Consider the following 2,386-nt stretch of genomic DNA (forward strand, 5'->3'; position numbering starts at 1 on the left):
CACGCAAAAAGACCACTTGAGCAGTGCTCATCAGGCTTATAGCCAATGGAGCCCGGATTACTTTGAGCGGCTGGCCGATAAACATGGTCAATACGTCACTTCTTTCATCAAAGCCTTACTGGCAGATCAACAGTATCCGGAAGTCAATTACAAGAGAGCCATGGGCATTATCCAACTAGCTAAAAGCTACGGCTCTGAACGGCTTGATAAAGCTTGCAAAAGGGCATTGGAGTGTCAGTCCCACAGTTATCAAGTAGTGCGGAATATGCTCAAAAATGGACTGGAAGAAGATCAGTTCGATCTATTCTCTCAAAGTGATCAATCACATATTCCTGAGCATGAAAACATACGAGGAGCATCCTCTTATCAATAATCACATCTATCATTTTAAACCCATTTTGTTATCATGAACAATCATCAGACGCTGGAAAAACTCAAGAAGATGAGGCTACATGCCATGGCCCATCACCACCAGCAACACCTTCAAGGCCAGCAACACGATCAATGGACCAATGACGAATACCTGGCCATGCTCATTGACCATGAGTGGGAAGACCGCCAACAACGCAAGACAGACCGACTGATCAAGAATGCAGCCATGCGTCAACAAGCTACTCTGGCTGAAGTAGACTATCACCATGCCAGAAGTCTCAATAAAAATGCCTTTGAAAGGATCGCTTCTCTGGAGTTCATCAACAAAAAGGAGAACATCATCATTACTGGACCTTCAGGAGTGGGTAAAAGCTATCTGAGTCAGGCTCTTGGGCATCAGGCCTGCTTGATGGATCATCGGGTCTATTACCAGATTACTGCCCGGCTCTTCACCAGACTCAAACTGGCTAAGGTCGATGGTACTTATCTCAAAGAACTCAACAAACTCAGTAAGGCTACCTTGCTCATCCTTGATGATTTTGGTCTCCAGGCACTTGACAACCAGGTGAAGTACTCCCCATTTATAGGACAGGAATTAAGTAAAGTTAAGTTAGATATTTAAAGAATCAATTATTATTATAGTTTATAACGCTATCTAGATGAGGGGGTCTGGGGGAGACTCATAACTTGTGGATAACTGTGGATAAGTCCAGATTTATCATGCAGCCACCTTTTTTGCCTGTTGATAGTACATACCAGGAACCTCATCATCAATCGAACTGTGCCTTCTTTCGTGATTGTAGAATTTGAAGTATTGCTTCAAGCCCCGGAAACAATCCAGGCCATCCTCTGCCGGGTTCAGATAAACATGCTCGTATTTGAGACTTCTCCAAAGCCTCTCAATAAACACATTATCAATTGCTCTTCCTTTACCATCCATGCTTAATCGGATACCGAATTGATCCGAAGTAACGAAGCTTGTGAAGACCTCTGAGGTAAACTGACTGCCTTGGTCAGTATTGAGGATTTCAGGAGTACCATGAGCCTCTATGGCTTCTCTTAGCGTTTCTTTGCACCACTCTGCTTGCATGGTATTACTCAAAGACCAGCCTACCACAAAACGGCTGTAAAGGTCAATGATAGCCACCAGGTAGAGGTATCCACCCTTCACAGGAATATAGGTGATGTCAATTCCCCAAACCTGATTGGGTCTGGTTATTTTCAGGTTTTTGAGTAAATAAGGGTAGATACGGTTCTTTTTGGAAGGTTTAGAAGTATTAGGTTTGGGAGCCATTCCTTCAATTCCCAGGATCTTATAGAGCCTTCTGATACGCTTCTCATTCACCTGATGACCCTGATCCTTATTCAACCAAACAGCCATGCGCTTAACGCCTTTGAAAGGGTGTTTGAGATGTTCTGCATCAATAGCTTTCATCAACTCCAAATTGAGATCGCTCTCTTTCTTTGGCTGATAGTAGTGCATGCTCCTGGCTACAGAAAGTAGCCTACATTGCCTCGCAATGCTCAAAGAAGGATGGTTATCTGAAACCTTCTCTCTTCGTTCTCTGCTGCTGTGATTCATTGCGAGGCCTTTCTTAAAAAATCTATCTCGACTTTCTGCTGACCGATCACTTTGTAGAGCTTTTCAGTGTCTTCTTGATGGTCAGAAGCTTTTGAACCGCTATCAAAAACCGATTCCGCTTTCGACAAAAACTCTGCTTTCCATTTCGAGATCTGGTTCGGATGAAGCTCGTGTTTTTTGGCCAACTCCTGAACAGTTGAACGTTCACTAAGTGCTTCCAGCACTACTTTGGTCTTGAATTTTGAGGTGAATTTTCTCCTTTTCATTTCAGTAAATTTATAGGGTTTGATAATCCTTAACTTACTGTCCGATTTTTGGGGAGTACTTCACGGCGAAACCTATTGGGATTCGCCATTCTGGGTATTCTTGTAATAAACATCATCAGGTGGAACAATATTGAACTGGGTGATTTCGCCTCGTTGTGTTATTTCA

4 protein-coding genes are annotated in these 2,386 nt (G+C 43.1%); 2 read left to right on the forward strand and 2 right to left on the reverse strand.

All coding sequences use genetic code 11. The features are described from left to right. Together HRU21_12785 and HRU21_12790 are read left to right on the forward strand one after the other, a co-directional pair. Positions 1-373, forward strand: a 373-nt coding sequence (locus HRU21_12785; GenBank protein ID NRA43166.1) for a hypothetical protein, incomplete at its 5' end; no start/stop codon positions are given. A 33-nt stretch (positions 374-406) separates the two neighbouring features. Beyond that, a complete protein-coding gene (locus HRU21_12790) occupies positions 407-994 on the forward strand; it encodes an ATP-binding protein (protein ID NRA43167.1) in 588 nt (195 codons plus the stop codon). A gap of 96 nt (positions 995-1,090) precedes the next feature. Here HRU21_12790 and HRU21_12795 read toward each other — a convergent pair whose 3' ends face one another. Continuing rightward, positions 1,091-1,954 (reverse strand): IS3 family transposase, encoded by an 864-nt coding sequence (locus HRU21_12795; GenBank protein ID NRA43168.1) that lies wholly within the window; start codon positions 1,952-1,954, stop codon positions 1,091-1,093. Then, a complete protein-coding gene (locus HRU21_12800) occupies positions 1,951-2,178 on the reverse strand; it encodes a transposase (GenBank protein ID NRA43169.1) in 228 nt (75 codons plus the stop codon). The genes HRU21_12795 and HRU21_12800 overlap by 4 nt, the downstream gene beginning before the upstream one ends. Positions 2,179-2,386 lie beyond the last annotated feature (208 nt).

It is taken from the genome of Pseudomonadales bacterium, assembly GCA_013215025.1.
In the GTDB taxonomy this organism is placed as follows: Bacteria; Pseudomonadota; Gammaproteobacteria; order Pseudomonadales; family DT-91; genus DT-91.